This is a genomic window from Rhodococcus sp. IEGM 1409 (assembly GCF_030056735.1).
In the GTDB taxonomy this organism is placed as follows: domain Bacteria; phylum Actinomycetota; class Actinomycetes; order Mycobacteriales; family Mycobacteriaceae; genus Rhodococcus_F.
This window is the reverse complement of sequence record NZ_JASHKN010000002.1, coordinates 673836-691913: the sequence shown is the minus strand read 5'-3', so window position 1 is coordinate 691913 and position 18078 is coordinate 673836. Positions and strand designations below refer to the sequence as shown.

General features: G+C 62.7%; 17 protein-coding genes. 1 reads left to right on the top strand and 16 read right to left on the bottom strand.

Annotation, left to right across the window (positions count from 1 at the left end):
- Positions 1–25: 25 nt before the first annotated feature.
- The 9 genes from QM716_RS09250 to QM716_RS09210 all read right to left on the bottom strand — a co-directional run bounded on the left by QM716_RS09250 (position 26) and on the right by QM716_RS09210 (position 11232).
- On the bottom strand, positions 26–1141 hold the full coding sequence (locus QM716_RS09250) for an NADH-quinone oxidoreductase subunit B family protein (RefSeq protein WP_283303855.1): 1116 nt from the start codon (positions 1139–1141) through the stop codon (positions 26–28).
- 163 nt (positions 1142–1304) lie between these two features.
- Positions 1305–2120, bottom strand: coding sequence for a hydrogenase nickel incorporation protein HypB (gene hypB / locus QM716_RS09245; RefSeq protein ID WP_283303854.1), 816 nt, complete (start codon positions 2118–2120; stop codon positions 1305–1307).
- A gap of 2 nt (positions 2121–2122) precedes the next feature.
- Positions 2123–2452 (bottom strand): hydrogenase maturation nickel metallochaperone HypA, encoded by a 330-nt coding sequence (gene hypA / locus QM716_RS09240; protein WP_283303994.1) that lies wholly within the window; start codon positions 2450–2452, stop codon positions 2123–2125.
- Positions 2453–2612: 160 nt separating this feature from the next.
- On the bottom strand, positions 2613–4316 hold the full coding sequence (locus QM716_RS09235) for a cutinase family protein (RefSeq protein WP_283303853.1): 1704 nt from the start codon (positions 4314–4316) through the stop codon (positions 2613–2615).
- Between the two features lie 181 nt (positions 4317–4497).
- The gene (locus tag QM716_RS09230) at positions 4498–5610 is read right to left on the bottom strand and encodes an alcohol dehydrogenase catalytic domain-containing protein (RefSeq protein WP_283303852.1); all 1113 of its coding nucleotides are present in this window, start codon (positions 5608–5610) and stop codon (positions 4498–4500) included.
- Between the two features lie 29 nt (positions 5611–5639).
- Positions 5640–7001 carry a M16 family metallopeptidase gene (locus QM716_RS09225; protein ID WP_283303851.1) on the bottom strand — a complete coding sequence of 454 codons (1362 nt, stop codon included), beginning with the start codon at positions 6999–7001 and terminating at the stop codon, positions 5640–5642.
- A gap of 128 nt (positions 7002–7129) precedes the next feature.
- Positions 7130–9400, bottom strand: coding sequence for a polyribonucleotide nucleotidyltransferase (locus QM716_RS09220; protein ID WP_283303850.1), 2271 nt, complete (start codon positions 9398–9400; stop codon positions 7130–7132).
- A gap of 423 nt (positions 9401–9823) precedes the next feature.
- On the bottom strand, positions 9824–10093 hold the full coding sequence (gene rpsO / locus QM716_RS09215) for a 30S ribosomal protein S15 (RefSeq protein ID WP_283303849.1): 270 nt from the start codon (positions 10091–10093) through the stop codon (positions 9824–9826).
- Positions 10094–10251: 158 nt separating this feature from the next.
- Positions 10252–11232, bottom strand: a complete 981-nt coding sequence (locus tag QM716_RS09210; RefSeq protein ID WP_283303848.1) for a bifunctional riboflavin kinase/FAD synthetase — start codon at positions 11230–11232, stop codon at positions 10252–10254.
- 117 nt (positions 11233–11349) lie between these two features.
- Between QM716_RS09210 and QM716_RS09205 the strand changes: the two genes are divergently transcribed.
- Positions 11350–12096, top strand: a complete 747-nt coding sequence (locus QM716_RS09205) for a metal-dependent transcriptional regulator (protein ID WP_283303847.1) — start codon at positions 11350–11352, stop codon at positions 12094–12096.
- 4 nt (positions 12097–12100) lie between these two features.
- Here QM716_RS09205 and QM716_RS09200 read toward each other — a convergent pair whose 3' ends face one another.
- Genes QM716_RS09200 through rbfA form a run of 7 tightly spaced genes read right to left on the bottom strand, consistent with a single transcriptional unit; the run spans position 12101 to position 17998 of the window.
- A complete protein-coding gene (locus QM716_RS09200; RefSeq protein WP_283303846.1) occupies positions 12101–12577 on the bottom strand; it encodes a GNAT family N-acetyltransferase in 477 nt (158 codons plus the stop codon).
- Entirely contained in the window at positions 12574–13494 is a 921-nt protein-coding gene (gene truB, locus QM716_RS09195; RefSeq protein ID WP_283303845.1) for a tRNA pseudouridine(55) synthase TruB, read from the bottom strand. The genes QM716_RS09200 and truB overlap by 4 nt, the downstream gene beginning before the upstream one ends.
- A gap of 24 nt (positions 13495–13518) precedes the next feature.
- Complete coding sequence (locus QM716_RS09190) at positions 13519–14178, bottom strand: 4'-phosphopantetheinyl transferase family protein (RefSeq protein WP_283303844.1); 660 nt, start codon at positions 14176–14178, stop codon at positions 13519–13521.
- Positions 14179–14191: 13 nt separating this feature from the next.
- The gene (locus tag QM716_RS09185; protein WP_283303843.1) at positions 14192–15115 is read right to left on the bottom strand and encodes a metallophosphoesterase family protein; all 924 of its coding nucleotides are present in this window, start codon (positions 15113–15115) and stop codon (positions 14192–14194) included.
- A complete protein-coding gene (locus QM716_RS09180) occupies positions 15100–16503 on the bottom strand; it encodes an MATE family efflux transporter (protein WP_502941985.1) in 1404 nt (467 codons plus the stop codon). Before QM716_RS09180 ends, QM716_RS09185 begins: the two co-directional genes overlap by 16 nt.
- Before the next feature lie 10 nt (positions 16504–16513).
- Positions 16514–17506: a DHH family phosphoesterase gene (locus QM716_RS09175; protein WP_283303842.1), complete on the bottom strand. Its 993-nt coding sequence runs from the start codon at positions 17504–17506 to the stop codon at positions 16514–16516.
- 12 nt (positions 17507–17518) lie between these two features.
- Positions 17519–17998: a 30S ribosome-binding factor RbfA gene (rbfA, locus tag QM716_RS09170; protein ID WP_283303841.1), complete on the bottom strand. Its 480-nt coding sequence runs from the start codon at positions 17996–17998 to the stop codon at positions 17519–17521.
- Positions 17999–18078 lie beyond the last annotated feature (80 nt).

The following is an 18078-nucleotide window of genomic DNA, read 5'->3' as shown; positions in this document are numbered from 1 at the left end:
AACTGATTTGAATGTATCCGGTCGGTCACCACGTACGCGTTGCACCGGTGAGCAACTTCGACCCGCGCTCGCGCCAGTGCGGTTCCTTGTCCAACGTGTGACCGGTGATCCGGCGCAGACTGTGGATCACGGACCCGTACATTCCCACCGCTTTGGTGGAGAGTTTGCCGCCGGGTGGTTCATCCATGAACGGCATGAACTTGTCGGGGAATCCCGGCATCGTGCACCCGATGCAGATCCCGCCGACGTTGGGACACCCGCCGACTCCGTTGATCCAACCGCGTTTGGGGACATTGCATTTCACGACCGGGCCCCAACACCCGAGTTTGACGATGCACTTCGGTGACCCGTACTCCGTCGCGAACTCGCCCTGCTCGTAGTATCCGCCACGGTCACAGCCCTCGTGAACGGTGGCACCGAAAAGCCATTGCGGGCGCAAGGATTCGTCCAAGGGAATCATCGGCGCCTGGTCAGTGGCCATGTACAGAAGATAGGTCAGGGTCTCGGAGAGGTTGTCCGGCTGAATGGGACACCCGGGAACGCACACGATCGGGATGCCAGCCTTCGATTTCCAGGTCCACCCGAGATAGTCCGGCACGCCCATCGCACCGGTCGGATTGCCGGCCATCGCATGTATGCCGCCGTAGGTCGCGCACGTGCCGACTGCAACTACCGCAGTGGCTTTCGGTGCCAGTTTGTCGAGCCATTCGCTCGTGGTGACCGGTTGGCCGGTTTCGCGATTGTTCCCGAAGCCACACCAGTACCCTTCGTCATGAAGTTTCTCGTTCGGTATCGATCCTTCGACGACAAGAACAAAGGGCTCCAATTCTCCCCGGTCGGCTTTCCAGAACCACTCCAGGAAATCGTCAGCGCCACCTTGCGGTCCGCATTCGAAGTCGATGAGCGGCCAATGAACCGCTACCTGAGGCAGGCCGGGCAACGCACCGAGCGCGATCTCCTCGATACTGGGTTGCGTGGCGGCAGTCAGCGCCACCGAATCACCGTCGCAACTGAGGCCGGCATTGATCCACAGCACGTGGATCAAAGTTTCTTCAGCTTTCGCCGCTGCGCTGTGGGAGGTCGCTGCGCTTTCGGAGGCAGGTTCCGCCGTGGTGCCAGCAGTCGATTTTTGTGTGTCCATGTCAGCAGCTTTCACGGGTGCACTTGCGCCTGACTCCCAGCGCCGCTCTGCCCCGAAACGCAAAGGCTTCGAATTGCCGCGGCACCGAAACGCCGACGCCACCGGAGTCGAACCTCGGCCCACTTGCGTGGCACCCACTCATTTCATTAACTACCCGAGCAGATCAGTTGTCAACGGCCACCGGAGAAATCGCCGAATGACTACCGATCCACTCATACCACTCGTCCATGCCCTCACCTGTCGTAGCAGACAAAACAACTACGCGCACAGCAGGATTGAGAATTTTCGCCTGCGCGACGCAGGCATCGACGTCGAACTCGACGTACGGGAGCAAGTCGATCTTGTTGATCACCACCAGGTCCGCGACGGCAAAGATGTGCGGGTACTTTTTCGGCTTGTCATCCCCCTCCGGCGTCGAAATTAGGACAACCTTACCTTCCTCGCCCAGGTCGAAGAGCGCGGGGCACACCAGGTTTCCGACGTTTTCGATCAGAAGCAGCGACTCGGCTGCGGGATCCAGGGCGTGTAGTGCGCGGTCGATCATCTCCGCGTCGAGGTGACATCCGGCACCCGTGTTCACCTGGACCACCGACGCACCCGTCTCGCGAATCCGCTCGGCGTCGAGCCGGGTTTCCTGGTCACCTTCGATCACTGCGACAGGTCGTTGCCGTTCCAGTTCCCGGATCGTTCGCGCCAGCAACGTCGTCTTCCCCGCGCCGGGCGAACTCATGATGTTGAGCGCCGTGATTCCACGCGCCCGCATCCACACACGATTGTGCAGTGCAATGCCGTCATTCTTGGCAAGCACCTGCTGCTCGAGAATCACAATGTGGTCAGGGTGATCGTGCTGATGGTCATGGTCATGGTCATGGTCATACTCGTGACCGTGCCCATGACCGTGTTCCTGCTCGTGTTCTCCGTCTGCGACTACCGACACCCTAGGTCCTGTGGTGTCCCCGCACCCACACGTCGCGCACATGCTCAGCTCACTTCCATCGACAGGATCCGCAACTCTCGGCCGGCAAGCACCTCGACATCAGCACTGCCGCATTCACACAGCAAGAACATGTCGGGCGGCGAGAACGTCACGCCGCAGCTTTTGCATCGCGCGCTGGTTGCAATCTGATCGATGTGCAAGCTGGCACCTTCGGCGTGAGTACCCGCAGTGACGACGTCGAAGCAGAACAACAGGGAGTGCGGAACCACCGCGCAGAGTTGTCCCACTTCCAGCCGCACGCTCGATACTCGTCGCTCGCCGGCACGCTCACACACGGCTTCGACCACACTCTGCGCAATAGACAGCTCGTGCACGGTGAAACCCACGATTCGTGATCCGGAAACCTCCCTTCCACGATAAGCACCAACGGTCGCTGTACGTAACCCGTACATGAAAACAGGCTGCGATCCGCAACTAATTGCGGATCGCAGCCTGTGGCAGCGCTATTCGTGTGACGAACGCCGGCGAGAAGGATTACGGGTTCGGAACCGGCGCCTTCGTCGTCGTCGTCGTCGTGGTCGTCGACGTCGCTGTCGTCGTCGGGGGCGCCGTCGCCGCATCCGTCCCCGCTACCGGTGTGGTCGGAACGGTCGACGTCGGCGTCACTGCCGCCGAACTCGTCGGAGTGGCTGCCGCTCCCGATGTGACCGACGCCGATCCTGCCGCAGGCACCTGTGACGTGGTTGCGGGCGCCCCGGCAGATCCCGTGGAGCCAGTGGTCCCGGCCGGTGCCTGACCGGTTCCGGTGCCTTCAGCCACTGCGGCATCGCCTTCCGCATTGCCGTCAGCCATGTAAGCATCGACGGCGGCGGTGATCTGTTCGGGGGTCGGCTTCGCTGTAGAGTCGACGGGCTTTCCTTCCTTCGCCTGTTGGGCGAGGTAGGTGAGCCAGGCTGCTGCGTACTGAGCTGAAGTCAACGGCTTGCCGTTGGCCGCATCCGCATCACGCCAGTAATCAAAGTGGTGTCCGACATCCGGAGCGAGTGTCTGCTGGTAAGGGTCGCTCAAGATCACGGGAATCGTGTTCTGATTGGTAGCGATCAGACCGACGATCTCCTTGAAGAGCTTCTGCGGCAGATACGCCAGCGGAGACACCTTGTCGGTAGAGACGGTCTCGCCATCGGCAACCGGTGCCGGCGCGGGCGTTTTACCGGGTGTGTACCCCGGATCCGACACCTTGAGCATCACCTGAAGGAAGGTCTCGTCACTCTGCATCCAGTTGGGATTGGACGAAATGTCCGCGAACGCCTCGAAGACGATCTGGCCGAACACCACCGCGACGTCCTGGCCGGTGGCCGGGTTCAGACCCTGCGATTCGAGCTGGTCGATGTTCAATTGCCGACCGACATTTGCGGCCAAGATCAACAAGGAGATGTTGCTGGGAGCCGAGCAGGTGAAGTCACCGTCCGAGCAGAAGGACGCGACCTTGCCGTTCAGCTTGCCGAAACCTCCGGCAGTGTCGGGGAGGACACCTTCGCCGGGTGTCGCGGAGGTACCGTTCTGGTACTTCGTATTGAAATTGTCCGGGTTCGTGAACGGATTCTTGGCACCGAGGAACGTGCCCTCGCCGGCTTCACGGCCTGCATCTGCCAGCATGACCACACCGACAACCTTGTCCGGGTCTACCCCGAACTCGTTGTTCTCCTGCGTACCGATGTCCATCGCGACGCGACGCACCACATCGGCGCCCTCGCTGTATCCGACGATCGAGAACTGAGTCTTCGGGCATTCCTTCGCGATGGCACTCATCACGGACTGCGTGTTTGCAGCGCCGGCAGCGACGGCGTCCTCGTAGGACGCCATGTTGGCCGGATACGCGATGTACACAGCCGCGTACGAGCCGGGCTTGTTCGCGTTGACGGAGCCTGCCGGATTGATCACCTGGTCGACGCGTTCACTCTTGTAGTCACCGGACAGGGCGGCCGGAAGGGGCTTCCCGTCGGCTCCCAGCAACATCTTCACCGTCGAAGCGTCCGGCGTGTCGTGTCGACCGGCAACCGCGATGCTCACCATGTCGTGACACTCGGTGACCGACGACGTCAGTTGCGTCTCGATCGTGCGTGACTCCGGAGAGTCCACAGCGACCGCAACCGCGACCAGTGCGGCCACGCCGAGCGCTGCGGGCGCTACTGCACCCGCCAGTATTCGATGTCGCGAAAAGAACCCACGAACCGGCATATCTTCTCCCCAATCAGCTTTTGGAAAACGTACGACCGACCCCCGGGGCGTCACGCAACGTCATTCGAATAGTCGTCCAGTACAGGAGGAGCGTTACAGGAGGTAACGATTTTCCCGGGCGGCTCGCGTGGATATTCATCTCGTTGCAGGAGCATAAACGCTGCATAACGCCAGCGTGCTACTACTCCGATTCGAAAATAATGACCTGTCGGATTGCTTTTCCTTCGGCAAGTTCGTCCATGCCGGAATTGATGTCGGCCAAGTCGATTCGCGAAGAGATCAGCTTCTCGACCGGTAGCTTCCCGTCCCGCCACAACTGCGCGTAGATCGGGACGTCGCGTGCCGGGACTGCGGATCCGAGGTAGCTGCCGATGATGGTCCGCGCTTCGGCGACCAGTCCGAGAGGCGAGATCGACGAGCGCGCGTCAGGCGCAGGCAACCCGACCGTGACGGTCGTGCCACCCGCTGCCGTCGCAGCCACCGCGGTCTCGAATGCCCGAGCATTTCCGGCAGCCTCGACGACGATGTCTGCACGGACGCCACTCTCGGACAACCCGGACGGTGTGAAGACTTCGGTCGCGCCGAGTTCCAGGGCCTGGGCCAACTTCGATTCCAGTGCGTCGACGCCGATGACGTTCTCGACCCCGAGTGCGCGCGCCGTCAGGATTGCGGCCATCCCGACTCCGCCCAAGCCGACCACCATCACCGTGTCGGCCGGGCGAGGCCTGGCCGCGTTGAGCAGTGCTCCCCCGCCGGTCAACACCGCGCAACCGAGGACGGCTGCGATCTCGGCCGGGATGTCGTCGTCGACGGCAACTACCGACTTGGCGTTGACCACCGTATGCGTCGCGAAACCCGAAACGCCGAGATGATGTTTGATGTTCTCGCCGGCGCGCCGCAGTCGTTGCGCGCCGCCGAGCAAACTGCCGTCGTTGTTGGCGGCGCTGCCCACCGTGCACGGCATCCGCCCGTCAGTGGCGCATCCCGCGCACTCACCACACCGCGGAAGAAACGTCATCACGACGCGGGCGCCAACCGAGAGCGAATCGACTCCGTCCCCGAGCTCGACGATCCGACCGGCCGCCTCGTGCCCCAACAACATCGGCACGGGACGAACACGGTTCCCGTCGACCACGGAGAGGTCGGAGTGACAAAGCCCGGCAGCTTCGATCTTGACGAGGATCTCACCCGGGCCCGGGGATTCGAGATCGAGTTCCGAAATCGAAATCGGAGTCGACTCGGCAAAGGGACGCTCCCGGCCGATCTCTTCGAGCACTGCACCACGGATCTTCAACTGCACACCCCGATTTCGATTTGTTCGAGCTACTTGCCCACGATCCCACGCACCGACGCGGGAAGATCACGAACCCGCTTGTACGGGCCGACGACGGCGGCTGCAAACGGCCTCGTCAAGAGCACCTGCGCCACCTCGCGCACCTCTTCGGAGGTGACTTCGTCGATGGTCGCGAGCGTCTGTGCAACACTGCGATGGTTGCCGTAGTTCAGTTCACTGCGACCGATACGGTTCATGCGTGAGCCTGAATCTTCCAGTGCCAGAACCAATCCGCCGCGCAGCGATCCCTTGGCGCGGGCAATCTCGGCATCGGTGATTCCGTCCCTCGCCACGTTCGCGAGTACCTCACGGATCACCGTGGCGACCTCCCCGAGGTTCTCCGGCTGGCAACCGGCGTACACGGAGAACGCTCCGGTATCCGCGAAGGTGTCGACGCCGGAATAGACGGAGTACGCGAGCCCGCGCTTCTCCCGAATCTCTTGGAACAGACGAGAACTCAGCCCGCCACCAACTGCGGCGTTGAGAACCGACAGCGCCCAGCGATGGCCCTCGTGCCGGCCGAACGCACGAACCCCGAGCGCAAGATGGACCTGCTCGCTGTCGCGATGGGTCAAGCTCAGTTCAGGCATCGTTCGCAAACGCAAAGTGCCTTCGCGCCGCGGCGCCGGCTTGATCCCACGCTCGAGATGCCCGGCAAATGCACGGCGGGCGAGCGTCACTACCTGCTTGTGGTCGACGTTTCCCGCTACGGCCAGCACCATCCGCTGTGGCGTGTAACGCCGAACATGGAAGGAATGCAACTGATTGCGCGACATCGACTCGATCGATTCGACGCTACCGATGATCGGACGACCGACAGGATGATCGCCGAACAACGCGGTCAGGAACGCGTCGCCGAGCAGATCTTCCGGATCGTCGTCGCGCATCGCGATCTCTTCGAGCACTACTTGCCGCTCGACGTCGACGTCCGCGGTTCTGCAACGCCCACGCAGCACGACGTCGGCGACAAGGTCCACCGCCATCGGAAGGTCGTCGTCGATCACGTGCGCATAGAAACAGGTGTGTTCCTTCGACGTGAATGCATTGAGTTCGCCGCCCACACCATCCATGACCTGCGCGATGTCCAACGCCGTCCGTGACGGCGTCGACTTGAACAGCAGGTGCTCGAGAAAATGCGCGGCACCGGCCACACTCGGCTGCTCGTCGCGGGAGCCGACTCCGACCCACACGCCGACGGAAGCGGAACGCACACCGGGGATGAATTCGGTGACGACGCGCAGGCCGCCGGGAAGGACCGTGCGCTGCACTCCCGATTCAGGAGACTTCGCATCGATCGGCGATTTCAGCACAGCGCTGCGGCTGCGCGTGGTGTTGGGAGTGGTCTTTGCCATGAAAAGGTTCAGCAGTCCTCGGTGCAGTGGTGAATCGGTGCAAGTGGTGAATCAGCTGTCTACAGACAGTACAGATGCGGCCCCGCACGGAAATCCGCGCGGGGCCGCATCAGAGTACGAAGTGAGATCTACTCGGAAGCAGCCTCGTCGGCGGCCGGAGCGGCAGCCTCGTCGTTGCCCTCTTCGACCGGGATCAGCGAGATCTTGCCGCGTGCATCGATGTCGGCGATCTCGACGCGGATCTTGGATCCGACGTTGACCACGTCTTCGACCTTGGCAATGCGCTTACCGCTGCCCAGCTTCGAGATGTGCACCAGTCCGTCGCGTCCCGGCAGGAGCGAAACGAAGGCACCGAAGGCGGTGGTCTTGACGACCGTGCCCAGGAACCGCTCGCCGACCTTGGGGAGCTGCGGGTTGGCAATGGCGTTGATCATGTCGATCGCGGCCTGCGCAGACGGTCCATCGGTGGCACCGACGAACACGGTGCCGTCGTCCTCGATGGAGATGCTGGCACCGGTCTGCTCGGTGATGGAGTTGATCATCTTGCCCTTGGGGCCGATGACCTCACCGATCTTGTCGACGGGGACCTTGATGGCCGTCACGCGGGGAGCGAACGGGCTCATCTCGTCCGGGGTGTCGATGGCCTCGGCCATGACCTCGAGGATCGTGGTCCGGGCGTCCTTCGCCTGCGACAGCGCGCCGGCGAGAACCTTGGACGGGATGCCGTCGAGCTTCGTGTCCAGCTGCAGAGCCGTGACGAAGTCCTTGGTTCCTGCGACCTTGAAGTCCATGTCACCGAAGGCATCTTCGGCGCCGAGAATGTCGGTCAGAGCCACGTAACGGGTTTCACCGTCGACCTGGTCGGAAACCAGACCCATGGCGATACCGGCAACCGGAGCGCGCAGCGGGACACCGGCGTTGAGCAGTGCGAGCGTGGAAGCACACACCGAACCCATCGAGGTTGAACCGTTGGAGCTCAAGGCCTCGGAGACCTGGCGGATGGCGTACGGGAACTCTTCGACGCTGGGCAGAACCGGCATGAGAGCGCGCTCGGCGAGTGCACCGTGACCGATTTCGCGACGCTTCGGCGAACCGACGCGGCCCGTCTCACCGGTCGAGTACGGCGGGAAGTTGTAATGGTGCATGTAGCGCTTGCTGGTTTCGGGACCGAGCGAGTCGACCTGCTGCGCCATCTTGACCATGTCGAGAGTGGTGACACCCAGGATCTGGGTCTCGCCGCGCTCGAAAAGTGCGGAGCCGTGTGCGCGCGGGATGATCGCGACCTCGGCAGACAGCGAACGGATGTCCGTGACGCCGCGACCGTCGATGCGGAACTGATCGCGCAGGATGCGCTGGCGAACCAGCTTCTTGGTGAGCGAGCGGAACGCTGCTCCCAGTTCCTTCTCGCGGCCTTCGAAGTTCGGTGCAACCTGCTCGAGAACCTCGACCTTGACCTCGTCGGTCTTGTCGTCGCGTTCCTGCTTGCCGGCGATTGTCAGTGCGGCATTGAGCTTTTCGGACGCAGCAGCCTCGACGGCAGCAAATACGTCGTCCTGGTACGCCGGGAAGACCGGGTAGTCACCCGTGGGCTTTGCAGCCTTGGATGCCAGTGCTGCCTGTGCAGCGCACAGGCGTGCGATGAACGGCTTGGCGGCCTCGAGGCCCTCGGCGACGATGGCCTCTGTCGGTGCCTGAGCGCCGTCGGCGATCTTCGCGATGACGTTGTCGGTGGCCTCGGCCTCGACCATCATGATCGCGACGTCGGCATTGTCACCGCTGCCGGACACGACGCGGCCGGCGACGACCATGTCGAACACGGCGTTCTCGAGCTGATCGACAGTCGGGAATGCAACCCACTGGCCGGCCTTGTTGTCGTCGGAGACGATGAGTGCAACACGCACGCCACCGACGGGTCCGGAGAACGGCAGGCCCGCGATCTGCGTCGACGCGGAAGCGGCGTTGATAGCCACGACGTCGTAGAGATCCTGCGGGTTGAGGCTCATGACCGTGACGACGACCTGGATCTCGTTACGGAGACCGTCGACGAACGACGGGCGCAGCGGCCGGTCGATGAGGCGGCAGGTCAGGATCGCGTCGGTGGAGGGGCGTCCCTCACGACGGAAGAACGAACCGGGGATGCGGCCCGCTGCGTACATGCGCTCTTCGACGTCCACCGTCAGGGGGAAGAAGTCGAAGTGCTCCTTGGGGTGTTTGCTGGCGCTCGTGGCGGACAGCAGCATGGTCTCGTCGTCCAGGTAAGCAACGACGGCGCCGGCGGCCTGCTGAGCAAGGCGTCCGGTCTCGAAACGGATGGTGCGGGTACCGAAAGACCCGTTGTCGATCACGGCGGTGGATTCGAACACGCCTTCGTCGACCTCTACTACGGAATTGTCTGTCATTCTTTTCTCTTCACTTCCCTCTCGTCTTCGCCGTACCCGCGCGGGCGTTTCCACCCTCCTGGTGGAAACTGCGCACCGAGGGACGTCCCCCTCTTGAATTGCAGACGCTCCTACTATGCGAGCGATTTCTGCTTCGGGACGTCACGACGTTCGGGCGGCCGTCGATCGAAGTCCGCCGGAGCTTTCGGGCACTTGCCCGGCCCGGAGAACCACTACCGACAACCGACACCACGTTCTCTGGTGCATACGGTGTGCTGACTACGCACTGCACCAACTGTGCATATGCGCCGACAGCGGAAACTGCCTTGCGGCAGCTAACGCCGAAAGCCAGCGAAGCCCAGTATAAGCGTGGCTTCGCCGGCTGACGGAGTGTTCGGCAAACCGAAGCGTGCCGTGTTGCTTTCGATCAGCGTCGCAAAAAATCTAGCGACGCAGGCCGAGGCGCTCGATGAGCGCGCGGTAGCGGGCGACGTCAGTCTTTGCCACGTACTTCAGCAGACGACGACGACGACCGACCATCAAGAGCAGTCCACGACGCGAGTGGTGGTCATGCTTGTGGGTCTTGAGGTGCTCGGTGAGATCGGTGATGCGCTTGGTGAGCATTGCCACCTGAGCTTCGGGCGATCCCGTGTCGGTCTCGTGCAAGCCGTACTCGCCGAGAACGACCTTCTTTTCTTCCGTGGTCAATGCCACTTGATTCACTCCTGTAATGACGTTTGCGTGAAAGGAACTAGATCGGGCGCGGCCACCGCAAACCGCAGCACGTACCGAGAGAAGATCCTACCAGCAGCAATGCGGCGCATTCGCACACCTACAACGAATGTGGCCGCCGCCACCAACGCAGGGCGAACTCACCCCACGCTGCGCTCTGCATCCTCACTCAGGATTTCGCGAGCGCGTTCGACGTCCCGGTTCATCGCCGTGACGAGCGACTCGATCGAGTCGAACTTCTCCATCCCGCGAATCCGCGAAACCAGATCGACCGCGACATGTTGTCCGTACAGGTCGGCTTCGGTGTCGAGTACGTACGCCTCGACGGTTCGGGTCCGGCCGGAGAAGGTCGGATTGGTCCCTACAGACACTGCAGCTTGGTATCGACGACCGGGAACGACAGTTCCGAGTTCCTCACCGGCGCCGAGCACCGTGAACCAGGCTGCGTACACACCGTCGGCCGGGATGGCCGAAAACATCGGCGGTGCAACGTTGGCCGTGGGGAATCCCAACTCACGTCCACGCTTGTCACCGTGAACGACTACACCTTCGACACGATGGGGACGGCCGAGAGCTTCGGTAGCCGCTTCCATGTCGCCTGCGTCGACGCACGAGCGAATGTAGGTGGACGAGAACGTCACCGCATGCTCGGCGAGCAGCTGGACGCCGTCGACGGCAAAGCCGAAGCGAGCGCCCATCTCACGTAGAAGATCGACATTGCCGAGCGCCTTCTTGCCGAAGGTGAAGTTGTCCCCCACCACCACCTCGGCGACATGCAGGCGTTCGACGAGAATTTCGTGGACGTAACGCTCGGGCGTCAGCTTCATGAAATCAGCGGTGAACGGCATCACGCAGAAGACGTCGATGCCCAGATCCTGAGCCAATTCCGCACGCCGTTGCAGCGTCGTCAACTGGGCTGGATGACTACCCGGCCGCACAACCTCCATGGGATGCGGGTCGAACGTCATCAACACGCTCGGAACACCACGTTTGCGGGCAGCGGTAACCGCTCTCGCTATCAATTGGGCATGCCCACGATGCACACCGTCGAACACACCGATAGTGAGCACACAACGACCCCAATCGGCCGGAACTTCGTCGAGACCACGCCATCTCAGCACGATTGGCAGCCTACGGGTCCACTAGCGGCGGGTCACGTTCGGACCCGCCCAGCGAATCGCCGCTGTGCTGCCGCTCACGTACGGAAGTTCCGGATTTCGTAGCCTAAGCTAAGCGTTGTGGCAGCTCACAAGACCGGAACCTCGGAAGCATCATCGGCGTCGGACAGCGACAACACTTCGGCGCACGACGCGGCAATCGACACGCTCGCACTCTCGTCGGTGGCTCAGGACTACCTCAAGGTCATCTGGACGATCCAGGAGTGGTCACACGAGCGGGTTTCCACCAAACTCCTGTCCGAGAAGATGAGCGTCTCGGCCTCGACCGTGTCAGAGGCCATCCGCAAACTCTCGGACCAGGGCCTGGTCGATCACGCCCGCTACGGTTCCATCGCCTTGACGGACAGTGGCCGCGCCGCTGCTGTGTCCATGGTCCGGCGCCACCGGTTGATCGAGACCTACCTCGTTCAGGAACTCGGGTACGGCTGGGACGAAGTTCACGACGAAGCCGAAGTCCTCGAACATGCCGTTTCCGATTTGATGATCTCCCGGATGGACGCCAAACTCGGCTTCCCCGAACGCGACCCACACGGTGATCCCATTCCCGCCACCGATGGTTCGGTACCGACTCCCCCGGCCCGCCAGCTCAGCGACTTCGCCAACGGCGAACGGGGTCGCGTTGCCCGGATCTCCGATTCCGATCCCGAAATGCTCCGGTATTTCGATTCCGTCGGCGTCAGTCTCGATGTCGAGATCACTGTCGAGGAGCGCCGCGATTTCGCCGGTACCGTTTCCGTGCGACTCGGCGACAGCCCGAACACCATTGACCTGGGAAGCCCAGTCGCTCAAGCAATTTGGCTCGTCTAGCCGCTCAGAGCGGCAGTCGGTATCGCCGTTCCACGGGTCGGACGCCATCTGCCCGGGTCCAGTCGGCGAGCCTCTCGTCGACGTATACCCAACCTCGACGCTCGTACAGCGCGATCGCCGGCGCTGAATCCGCGACGACGTCGAGCACCAGTCCCAACTGACTCTCGGCTGCATAATCCGTCACAGCGTCGAGTAGCGCACCGCTGAGGCCGTTCCCGCGTACACGGGGATGAACGAATAATCGCGATACGGCTGTCGATCCCGCGGGTGTCGGCGCGCCTCCGACCTCGCTGTCGACGGCGACATGACCGACAACACAGCCGTCACTCTCACCGACCCACGCCTTCACCACTGTGGGCGAACTGAGCCAGCGGCGTGGGTTCTGCGGCCACGTGTTCGGATATCCGTCGCACTCGTGGACCCGCGCCAGCACATCGACGCAACCGTCGAGGTCGCCGTCGACACGCTCGCGGACGATCACCCGCGCAGCGTCGCCGGCCGCACGACCATCACCGAACTGGCGCGACGACCCTTCTCCTGCAGAAGCGCAATCGTGTGACCGGTGGGATCGATGGCCGCACAGATCCCCTTCATCCCGATCGGCTCGAGCCAACGACCCTGGCTGATCGCCTCGGCTTCCTCCGCCGTGATCTGCCGATGCGGGAAGGCTGTCTGCGCGGCCTGATCGATATCGAGGCTCACACCCGGCTGCTCCGCCAGATCTTCGAGCGTGCGCGCATGTTCGAGAGTGAACGGCCCGACGCGGGTGCGGCGCAGTGCCGTCAAATGACCGCCGACGCCCAACTCACGACCGAGATCCCGCGCGAGCGAGCGGATGTACGTACCGGACGAGCACTCCACGTCGACGTCCAGATCGACGAAGCCCCCCGGGACATCTCGCCGAGCCAGAACCTCGAAAGTCGACACCGTCACCGGGCGCGGCGCGAGTTCGACGGTTTCTCCTGCTCGCACCAATGCGTGTGCGCGCTGACCGTCGACCTTGATAGCACTCACGCTCGCCGGGATCTGCTTGATGTCTCCGGTCAGCGTGGCCACGATCGCCGCGATCTCCGCGTTTTTCACCTGCGAAGCGTCTGCGGAAGTCAGGACCTCACCCTCGGCGTCGTCCGTGTCCGTCGCTGCGCCGAGGCGAATGGTCGCCGAATACGCCTTGGTGGTCAGCGCCAGGAGACCGAGCAACTTGGTCGCACGCTCGACCCCGAGAACGAGGACGCCGGTCGCCATGGGATCCAGAGTCCCGGCATGTCCCACCTTGCGGGTGTTCAACAGCTTGCGGCAACGAGCGACCACGTCGTGGCTGGTGATACCTGCCTCTTTGTCGACGATCAGGATTCCGGCGCCGACAAGACCGGAGGAAGGCATTTCACGAGCTGACACGTGTGCCGATTCTGCCAGTCGCGCTCACTGCACCGAAATTGCCGTCAGGATCAGCCCGTCCGACACCAACCACCTGCCGTCGAAAGAGGTGAGCGGCGGACCGGACGTCGCCTCACCGGGGACGAGCAGACGTGACGTGAAAGTTCCGGAATTCTCCGACTCCGCTTCGAAAGTGATGTGGGCGTCCTCGAACCCCAACCAGCGCCCGGTGAGCGGAAACCACGCTTTGTACGTGGCTTCCTTGGCGCAGAAGAGCACTCGATCCCAATGCACCGGACCGCCGGTGTCCTGGGCACCCAGCCACGTTCGTTCCGCCTCGATGCTGACCGCGGGCAATACCCCATCCGGCAGTGGGCCGTGCGGTTCGGCGTCGATCCCGAGTGAGCGAACCTGCATGGAGTACGCCAGGACAGCGCCGCGGTAGCCGTCGCAATGGGCGAGGCTCCCAACCACTCCCTGCGGCCAGAGCGGGGCACCACGCTCGCCGCGCATGACAGCGGCAGACGGAACACCGAGCTTGCCCATCGCCTGACGCGCAAGGTGCCGAGTAGTCACGAACTCGCGACGACGCTTCTCGACGGCGCGGCCGATCAACGCCTCCTCGCTGGGATGCGGTACCAGACCGGGCGGATCGACGAAGGCCTCGGCCGTCGCGACTCCACCGGGAAGAATCTGTTCGATCACGTAGCGATACCTCTCAGCGTCCCGCGCGCATGCGCTCGACTTCGGCTTCCTGCTCCGGCGTGACCTTGAAGTGGCCACCCCACTTGTTGAGCGTTCCCGGCGGGTACTCCGGCACGGGAAGAATCTGACGCAACAGCTTCTCCGGGAGTCCGCGCCGACGCCATTCACGCGGATATCCGAGTGAGACTTCCTCGAAGCGGACGCCGTCGTAGTACGTGGTTCGGGGAATGTGCAGGTGTCCGTACACCGAGCACACCGCGTTGTACTTCACGTGCCAGTCGGCCGTCGCAGTGGTTCCACACCACAATGCGAACTCCGGATACATGAGCACGTCCGTCGGCTGCCGGACCATCGGGAAATGGTTCACGAGAACGGTTTTTGTGCCTTCGGGGAGCGCGTCCAGCCGAGCCTGGGTGTATTCGATTCTCGCCCGGCACCACGCGTCGCGCGTTGCATACGGCTGCGGCGAGAGTAGGAACTCGTCGGTGGCGACGACGTTTTTGTCCCGCGCGATCTCGAGCCCGTGTTCCTTGTCCCGCGCACCGGCGGGCAGGAACGAGTAGTCGTAGAGAAGGAACATCGGGACAACCGTGACGGGGCCTTCATTTCCCTCCCACACCGGGAACGGGTCCTCGGGTGTAACGACGTCGAGTTCGCGGCACATGTTCACCAGGTACTCGTACCGCGGTGCTCCGTGAATCTGAACTGGATCCTTGGCGGTGGTCCACAGTTCATGGTTCCCGGGAATCCAGATGACTTTTGCGAATCTGCTTCGCAGGAGCTTCAAAGCCCACCGGATGTCGTCCGTCTTCTCCGAGACGTCACCGGCGAGGATGAGCCAGTCGTCAGGCGAATCCGGATACAGTTCTTCCGTCATCGGCTTGTTGCCGTTGTGACCGACATGAATGTCGCTCACCGCCATCAACTTTGCTGCCACGATCCCTCTGCTTCCTCAGTTGAACTTCCGCGCCTCGCCGTCGCCGGACCTGTCACTGCCCACTTGCCGGAAAACGCTCGCCACGACACCGCGACCATCCGAAGTACTACGAACACGGTAAGCCCTGCCCAAATTCCGGCCAGCCCCCAGTCGTAGGCGAGAGAGAGCCAGATCGCGGGCAGAAACCCGAGAACTGCGCAGAGCATGGTCGCGTTGCGCAGAAACACCACGTCCCCAGCACCGAGTAGAACACCGTCGAGTGCAAACACGATTCCCGCTACCGGCATGATCGCGACGAAAAACCACCACGCGATCGACATCTGACCGAGCACCTCGGCGTCAGACGTGAAGAGTCCGGGGATCACGGAGTGGCCGGCGGCAAAGAAGATCGCGAGCACCACGGCAAATACCGTCGACCATGCGGTGATCCGCCAGGTCATCTTCTTCGCCGCGGCTGCGAATCCACCGCCGAGCGCCGCTCCGATGAGCGTCTGAGCGGCGATGGCCAAGGAATCGAGAAGGAGCGAAACCAGGTTCCACAGTTGGAGGACAACTTGGTGTGCACCCACGACGGCAGCACCGAACCTCGACGCCACTGCAGCCGCAGAGACGAAACAAGCTTGGAATGCGAGGCTGCGCAGAATCAGGTCACGGCCCATCAGCATCTGCGCCCGCATGATCGCAAAATGCGGTCGGGCGGAGACCGGTTCACGAAAGAGCGCCCAAGCGAACAGGACACCCGAAACGCTCTGGCCAACCAGATTCGCGACAGCCGACCCTTCGAGTTCCATACGCGGAGCACCGAGCAAACCGTGCACGAGAATCGGGCACAAGACCGCCGAAATACCCAGGCCGACAAGGACGAATCGAAGCGGTCGCACCGTGTTCTGAACCCCGCGCATCCAGCCGTTGCCGGCCAGGGCTACCAGGATGAGTGGAACACCCAATACTGCTATCCGAAGCCAACTTTCCGCAGCCGCGGCGATGTCGGGAGTCCCGGCCACCGCCGAAGTCAGCGGGCCGGCGATCACCTGCACGATCACTACCAAGGCCAAGCCGATCGCGGCCGCCAGCCAGGTCGCCTGAACGCCCTCGCCCACCGCGTCGCGCTCGCGGCCCGCTCCGTGCAGCCGTGCAGCGCGCGCCGTCGTGCCGTACGACAAGAAGGTCAGCTGCGTACTCACCAACGACAGGATCAGACCACCGACCGCCAACCCGGCCAACGGAAGCGCCCCGAGTCGGCCGACCACGGCGATGTCGAACAACAGATAGAGGGGTTCGGCCGCCAGCACCCCGAGTGCCGGAAACGCCAGGGAAAAGATTCGTCGTCCAGTGACGTCGAAATCAGCTGCTGAAGATCCCGCCGAGATGGCGTCAGATTCGCTCAATGCCGCGGATTCAGCCGAGTGCCGCGACGAGCGCGGCAACAATCTCGTCGCTGGAACTCGTTGACGTATATCCGGCCGACAGTCGATGCCCGCCGCCACCAAGACTTTCGGCGACCGCCGACACGTCGATCGCCGACTTTGCACGCAACGAGATCGACCAGCTTCCGGAAACCGACTCCTTGAGTACCGCGGCAACTTCTGCTTCTGAAGTGGTTCGCACGATATCGACGACGCTCTCGATCTCCTCGGAACGAAGATCGCCGACGTCACTGCGTCGGATCACCGCGTACACCAGCCCACGGCTGTCCACGGCTTCCGGGACCAGCACCGCGGACCCGAGTACCGAAGCCAGCATCGGCAACCACCCGAACGGATGGGTGTCGAGCAGTTTTCGCGCAATCGCGTCGCCGTCGATGCCGGTCGCCAGCAAACGCGCCGCGAGCACGTGCGGAAGAGGTCCACCCCACCGGAAGGAGCCGGTATCGGTGACCAGTCCGGCATAGAGACAGTGCGCAAGATCGCGATCGATCGCGACTCCCCACGCATCGAAGAATCGTGCGATGAGTGCCGTCGTCGAAGCCGCGGTTTCGTCGACCACGTTGATGGTTCCGAATTCGGAATTGGAGCGATGGTGATCGAGGACGATTGTGCGATTCGCGCCGGCGAGTCGACTCGCCAACTCACCGAGCCGCCCCTCACTGCCGACGTCCACGGTCACCAGAACATCGACGCTTTCCCGAACATCGGTGGGCGCCACGAGCAAGTGAACACCAGGGAAATCACACATCGACTCGGGCAGCGCCTTCGGCCGACTGAACGCGACCTGCACCGAAACGCCCCGACGCTCGAGAACCAGGCCGAGTGCAAGTCCGCTACCGATCGTGTCCGCATCCGGCTGCACATGGCAGAGAATTGTCACCGTGTGTGCTGCTTCGAGAACCTCGGCCACCTGGGCGAACTTCGCCTCGCAGGGGTCGACGTCCGAAAGTGCGGTGATCGTCATTCTCGGTGCGCGTCAGTCGGCTTCACGAACATCTGGCGACGCCTCGTCTTCGTCTGCAGCCACTCGCGGCTCCTTGTACGGATCTGCATCTCCGGCGGGCTGAGCGTTCTCACGCGCCTTGGCGACCTCGTCGTCGGCGGCCTTGGCACGGGCCAGCAGTTCTTCCATATGACGTGCGGTGTCGGGAACGGTATCGGCGACAAACGTCAGAGTCGGTGTGAAGCGGACTCCGGTTCCGGCACCGACCTTCGAGCGCAGAACACCCTTGGCCTTCTCGAGACCTGCAGCTGCGGCTTCTACATCAGGCGCGGAATCGACCTTCTCACCCATGACCGTGTAGTACACGGTCGCGTCGTGCAGATCGTTGGTGACCTTGGTGTCCGTGATGGTCACAAATGCGAGTCGCGGATCCTTGATCTCGTGATCGATCGCCGTCGCGACGATGGTTCCGATACGCTTTGCCAACTTGCGTGCCCGGGCTGGATCTACCATGACTGTCAGTCTCCTCTACCTGGCCACTCGAATCGAGGTGACTCGATCGATCAAAGTTCTGGTTAACAAGAATTATTACC